Origin of the sequence: Treponema zioleckii (assembly GCF_014737315.1) — a bacterium.
GTDB classification, from domain to species: domain Bacteria; phylum Spirochaetota; class Spirochaetia; order Treponematales; family Treponemataceae; genus Treponema_D; species Treponema_D zioleckii.
The window spans coordinates 52060-58371 of the sequence record NZ_JPUF01000016.1; the positions used below are offsets into that span (position 1 = coordinate 52060).

Consider the following 6312-nt stretch of genomic DNA (forward strand, 5'->3'; position numbering starts at 1 on the left):
GAGTTTATGACAAAATCACAATCAACTTTCTTTAAAGTGATTCTTATGGTCTTGGGCCTTGGAATCATTTTTGCTGCATTCAAACTTTTTAACACGGCGGAGACTTTAACCGACTCTCAAAAATTCTTCTGGATAAATCTTGCCGTCATTTACGTTGTTTTTTTCTTTCCGCTGTTTTTTAACACGATAACGCTCAATAATTTTGACAAGAAAATCCCAAGCCTTGTCGGTTTGTGGTTCTGCTTGTCGCTTTTTGAATTCGTAACGCTTGTTCTTTCGATTGTCGTGCTTATGGAAAAACTTCAGGTTCGCATTGCCTTCATAATCGAAGCGGCGTTGTTTTTCTTCTGCGCGATTTTTATTTATTTTGCTTACGTTGGAAACACTCACATTGCCAATGTTCAGCAGGAAGAAGAGCGCGCCCTGAGCTTGATTTCAAAAATCCATTCCTCGTTCGACATGCTAAAGCTAAAATCCGAAACGCTTGGCGACTCATCGTTTGAGGCTAAGAAAAAAATCAACTCGCTCGCGGATGAAGTTCGCTACATTTCGCCGGTGGATACGGCAGAGTCCGCAGAAATAGAGAGCAAGATAATTGCGAAGATTTCGGAAGTCGAGTCCCAGATTGACGAAGTGACTTCTGGCGGTAATAGCGCAAATTTAACAGCTGCCTTAACCACGCTGGAACTTCTCATAAAACAACGAAAACTTTTGCGCAGATAGAAAACGTATTAGATTAACTTGCAATGAAAAATCACTTGGTCGTTCGTTGCGGCGTTTCAAAAAAAAATGATGGCTGAGCGGAATTGGTATCTAACTCGCTTCGCTCGCACCGCTCAGAATCATTTTTTTGCATTAGCGAAGCGTTGCCTCCCCTACCGACCAAATGATTTTTGGTTAACTTGTTTAATGCGTTCTCTTCCGCTTGCTATGGAAGGAAAAGGTATTTCATAAAGGAGGAAATATAGATGACGGGAAAAGTGTTTTCTGAGTCAGCGAACATTTATGACGACGAGGCAAAAATTCTTTTCGATTACTACAAGAAGGCTGCTGAAAAAATTGTAGGCGAAGAGATTGAGCTTGAAAACAAAATTGAAGCTGCGCAAAACAGAATCGATAACAACGAAAAGACCAAAAAAAACAGCATGATTGGCCTTATTGCGTGCGGAGTGATTGTGCTTGCCGGCGTAATTTTGGCGCTTGCTTCTTCTCAGGGATTCTTTGTGCTTGCCGCGCTCGGATTTATTGGCGCGGTAATCGAACTTGTTATCCGCTTGCGGGCGAACGGCGAGGTTAAGCGTTCTACCGACAACATTGCGGCTTACACTCAGGCAAAAAACGATATTCGTCGCGATTTTAAAGTCACAAAAATGGGCGTTGCCTACGTTCCGATTGCGACCCGCGTTCCGTTCGAGGGAAAGAGTTTTGTGGTTGACCATACTGGCGGAATGCCGAACACAGACTTTTCGCTTGCCGTTCTTCGTCAGCCAAAAGCCTTGCAGGAGTCATTGAGTCTGCTCGAAGACGGAATTCACAACGTGCCGGTAGTTGAAGGCAACGAGGATGCCGAGTCAATCGACACGAGCGATTACAGCCGAAGCGTTCAGAACGTAACTCTCCACAACTACATGGGAAACATTGACCGTCAGGTTCGTAACATAAGCTACCTTTTGCACGACAGCGACACAAAATCCGTTTCGCTTCCTGTCGTTCCGCCTTCAAGTGGCGAAGACAAATTCATTGATGAATACGCGACCACCGACACCGGCGACAAACCGATTGTGAACGTATTCAGCACGGAAGGTTTCTCCGACAAGCTCGAAAGTTTCTCTCAGATTAACGAGATGAAAAAAAAACTTGAAAAGAATTCAAATCAGGGAAACACCGAATACTTTAAGAATCTTATCCGCGAGCTGGGCGACGTAGTTCAGCTTGTTTCTGCATTAAAAACAAATTCCACGAGCAAGTTGCTTGATTACACCAATTCAATTTTGTCTGCCGTAATGAAAGCTGGCTACAATCATTATTCGCCAAAACTCGAACAGGAAGAAATCGACAGACTTTGCAACACAGAGTTCAACTACGAAGATTGCGTTGAGACTTACAAGCCGTTCGAGCTAAAAGAAAGTTCCCGCGTCCGCTACGAAATTTTCAGCAATTCCTGGGTTTCGGAAGACAACAGCAGAACCAACAATCCGTTCTTTGTGAATCAGGTTGAGGAAGAAGTCCTCATGCCGCTCATCAACAATCTTATGAACGAGACCCGCGTTGAGCGACTCAAAATGTACAACGACATTCAGAACCAAAAACTGAGCTATCTGAACAAATGGCATCAGGACGTTGAGGCTGCGTTCCGCGACAACCGCAAGGCAGGCCAGGACTTAATCACCCAGATTACGAACGCTTACGCAGAATACACCACGGCCCACAACACGTATCTTTCTTACAAGAACACTCAGGATTCAATGAAGATGACCCGAAATCTTGAAGCTTCCGAAGTTGACGAGACCGTGAGCGTTGAAGATTCCGAGATGGCAGCCCTCGAAAGCAGCGTTGAGTCTTGCCACAAGGCGAGCGAGGAATTCCAGGAAAAAATGGACGCTTTGCAGGCCGACATTCAGATGAGTTCTGAGCAGTTCGGGCACGTTGAGTATTACGAAGGCTCTCTCAGAGACCTTGAAAGCCGCGATATTGCCCGCTCAATCCAGCCGCAGAATTTGCAGGCCCTTGAGCCGCGCCGCCAGCGAATCATTCCGTTCAACCCATATTTTGCGACCTATGCGCAGGTGCCACCGGCTCCGAATGTAGAAGAAAAACTCCTGGACGACTTTACGATGAACATGCAGCAAGTGGCTTCTCAGGAACTTTACAGAATCGAAACCGAGACCGAGGAAGCCACTTCAAGAAATTCAGAAAATATGAATGATGAAGTGCAGTCTTCCACAGCGCACCCCGAACAAGGCCAGTCTTCAGACGAAACTGAAAACTTCCCGCAAGAGGATTTAAATGCTGACGCAACAATTATAGATGAAGACAGGACGATTATTGACGACGATTCTACCATCGTAGATGAAGACGATTCCACAATCGTGGACGAAGATGACTCTACAATCGTTGACGAGGACGAAGAGTCCGGCGACGACGAAGACGAATCTGACGACGATGACGAGAATAAAAATCCTGACGGAGAGTAGCCATGGCAGACTTTAATATTACAGTTGACACACACCCAATGGCAGACTCCATTGATTCGGTAAACGGTCACGTAAAAGGTGTAACCACCGCCGTCGTTGCAATGGAAACTGCCGTCGTTGCAGCACAGGAACATGCTGCAAAAAAAATCTCCGCGAACGTGGACAACGGATTCTTCATGCTGATGAAGTCTCAGCTGAGCCAAAAAATTGCAGCCTGCAAAAGCGAAATGTACAGCAAATATCAGCTCATGCAAACCTTTAAGAAAGAGATTTCCCGCATCGAAGGAATAATGGACCACGACTATCTTAGAATCAAGGCCCGTTACGCAAAGCATTTTGCAAGTTTGAATCACGCCCTGGAAATGCGTGTTCACGAACTTGACAAATCGGCGTATGAGCTTAGAAAAGTTAGGAATCAGTCCAAGATTTCCGCAGAGAACGATGTCGTAAAAAATATTACTTATGACAGCGAATCCCAGATTGTAAACACGCAGTCGATTGCGGCGAACACAAAAAACAAATCGGCAAAATCAATCGCAGTAATGGGTGAGAACGTTCTTGAAACAATCAACTACAACAAGACTTTGGAACATATCCTCAAAGACAGGAACGTTCAGGCTCCGAGCGATGAATATATCCCCGTGATTTTTGTTGAGAGCGACAGCATGTTCGCGGAGGAAACTTCCGTAAAAAATATTTACGTTCCTCAGACCGAGAATCTTGACGGAGCGACTCTCGTTAACAACGTTTCGGGCAAATTCCAAGAATTCCCGTGGAAAAGCGTTGATGCACAGACGCAGAGCCAGATTAAAAATATTTTCCTCGAAAAATGCGGTTCGGAAGGTGTTGACGAACGGGTCGCAAAAGAGATGATTCGTCTTTTTGATGCTTCCGTGTGGGGCGTTACTTCTAAAGAGGAATAGCCATGAGTTACAGTAGACGTATAAACGAAAGTATTCATGTTCATTACTCAAAAACGGTTCACTGGGGAAAAACTGAGACCGGCGGCTCCGAGACGGTCGTTTTTGACGACTACATTCCGGTCAACATCAACCTGCACGTGGACACTTCGCCGTTCGATTCTAGCGTGAACCGATGCAAAAGTTCGGTTGACGTTCTTACAGGTGCTGTAGTTGCCGCAAATTCTGCAGAAGTCGCTTCGATTCGCTCTGGCGCGGACAAAGTTGCCGACCACGTGATTGGCGGATTCTTCAACATGATAAAAAGCGAGCTTTCGCAGAATATGGCTGCTTTGTACAGCAAATTCAACGCGATTCGCGACCTTATGGCGGACAGGCACAAGACGCTCTCCGAAGTTCAGACCCGCATGGATTCAGACTACACGCGGACTGTTCAAAAATACTACAAGATATTTTTGACGCTCGACGAGGAACTTAAACGCCGTGTTGTTGTGCTGGACAAAAATGCGTATGAATTCGGACAGAACGTAAAGAGCCAGATGCTCACAAAAGAAGCGGGCGAAAAAATCGTCAACGCGATTACAAAAATGCATGATGACGAAATCGTGAATCAGCAGCTTTCGGTGGCAAAAAATCATTCGAGGGTAAAAAATCTCATAAACGATTTGGGCGACCACGTTTTGCAGGAAGAAATTTATTCCCGAAAAATGAATAACGTTATCCGCGAGTTTGTCTCCGACCAAATTCGGCAGGAATGCATTCCGGTTGTTTTTTTGGAGAAAGACAGTATTTCGAACGATGGCTTAAAGGATTCGATTTGCTATGCAAGCGACGTTCCTGGCGCTGCTTCGGAAAAAGTCAAAAATTCCGTTTCGAATTTCTTTGCCTCAAATCCAAGTGGCTGGCGGGAGCTGAATTCAATAGAAAAAACTTCTCTTGATACTGCGTTCAACGCCATTGCCGAAAAATCACTCGGCGACTCGTTGAGTTCTGGAGATGACAGGGCAAAAAGAATCTACGAGACAATTATGCAACTAAAAAATCAGAGCGACACTCAGACATTTTAGGGAGAAATAAAAAAATGACAGATATAAATGATGTGAACATGGGGCAGAATGTTATTACCTTGAAGGATAACCGAGTTGCCACGAGTATTATTCCGCGAACCAATGCGGAGCTTGGCCGAAAAGTCGTTGTTGACGGCGACGTAATCGTTGAAGGCGCGATTTACGCAAAACATTTTGATATTTCCAACGGTCCTGCTGAATTTAGGGGCGCGATTTTTGCTGACACTGAGCTTCACGTTCAGACTTCTGCAAAGGGCGAAATTTACTTTGTAAAATCAGTTGCCAGTTCTTCTACTGTTCAGGCACTTGTAAGCGATGCAAGAATTATTTTTGGCGGCGAGATTAACGCTCCTGTGGTAAAACTCCGCAACGCGATGGTTTGCGGTTCGATTTACAGCAAGGAAGTTTATCTTGAAAACTGTGTCGTTTTGGGCGGAGTTTTTGCGAGCAAAGTCCTTCAGATTGATTCCTGCATGATTGGAACGTTCCACGGCGCGGAAGTTATTTCGAGCGGAATCAACTATCTTTTGTATCCGAGTTCGTTTTCCGAGTCGCCAATGTCGTTCAATCCTGCAACGACGCAGTTCTGGAATCTTTCGCTCGCGGATTTGGGTTCGCTGTACAAGGGCGAGGAAGAAAAGCCGAATACCGGTAAGATTGCCCTTGATTTGATAAACGACAAGCAAAAGACTGACCTTACCGACGCGGACGGCACAAAGTCAATGTACTACAGTTACAGTGTTGCGAGCCGAGTTCTTGTTACAGACTTGGTTGATTTGGGAAATCTTGAGAATCACTTCCTTATCATTTCGGCGAGTTTGGGTTCGCAGGTTTTGAAGCAATATTCGCTCAACAAATCGAATGGCGAAAAAGGTCCGGATTTGACGGTAAGGCAGCTTACGCAGTTCTTTTTTGATGTGTTGAACGGAAAAATTCAGGTTCGCGAAATTGACGGAAATGTAACCTTTGACGAACTAAAAAAACACTTCGACAATTAATAGCGTGCAGGACTTCCGCATTATAAACTTGTAAATGTAAAAAAAATTGTCTGCACTACCGCAAAAAAAACGTTTTTGTTCACGCGGTGCAAGCTGTAAGGAAAATTATTGACGCCGCTTTGCGGCTCACCTT

Annotated in this window: 5 protein-coding genes; all 5 read left to right on the forward strand. The window is 45.0% G+C overall.

Features of this window, described 5'->3' with window-relative positions:
* Positions 1-6 precede the first annotated feature (6 nt).
* The 5 genes from JI65_RS05940 to JI65_RS05960 all read left to right on the forward strand — a co-directional run bounded on the left by JI65_RS05940 (position 7) and on the right by JI65_RS05960 (position 6179).
* Positions 7-723 (forward strand): hypothetical protein, encoded by a 717-nt coding sequence (locus tag JI65_RS05940; RefSeq protein ID WP_191014468.1) that lies wholly within the window; start codon positions 7-9, stop codon positions 721-723.
* 245 nt (positions 724-968) lie between these two features.
* The gene (locus JI65_RS05945; RefSeq protein ID WP_191014469.1) at positions 969-3194 is read left to right on the forward strand and encodes a hypothetical protein; all 2226 of its coding nucleotides are present in this window, start codon (positions 969-971) and stop codon (positions 3192-3194) included.
* 2 nt (positions 3195-3196) lie between these two features.
* Complete coding sequence (locus tag JI65_RS05950) at positions 3197-4117, forward strand: hypothetical protein (RefSeq protein WP_191014470.1); 921 nt, start codon at positions 3197-3199, stop codon at positions 4115-4117.
* A 2-nt stretch (positions 4118-4119) separates the two neighbouring features.
* The gene (locus JI65_RS05955) at positions 4120-5181 is read left to right on the forward strand and encodes a hypothetical protein (protein ID WP_191014471.1); all 1062 of its coding nucleotides are present in this window, start codon (positions 4120-4122) and stop codon (positions 5179-5181) included.
* Between the two features lie 14 nt (positions 5182-5195).
* Positions 5196-6179, forward strand: coding sequence for a hypothetical protein (locus tag JI65_RS05960; RefSeq protein WP_191014472.1), 984 nt, complete (start codon positions 5196-5198; stop codon positions 6177-6179).
* Positions 6180-6312 lie beyond the last annotated feature (133 nt).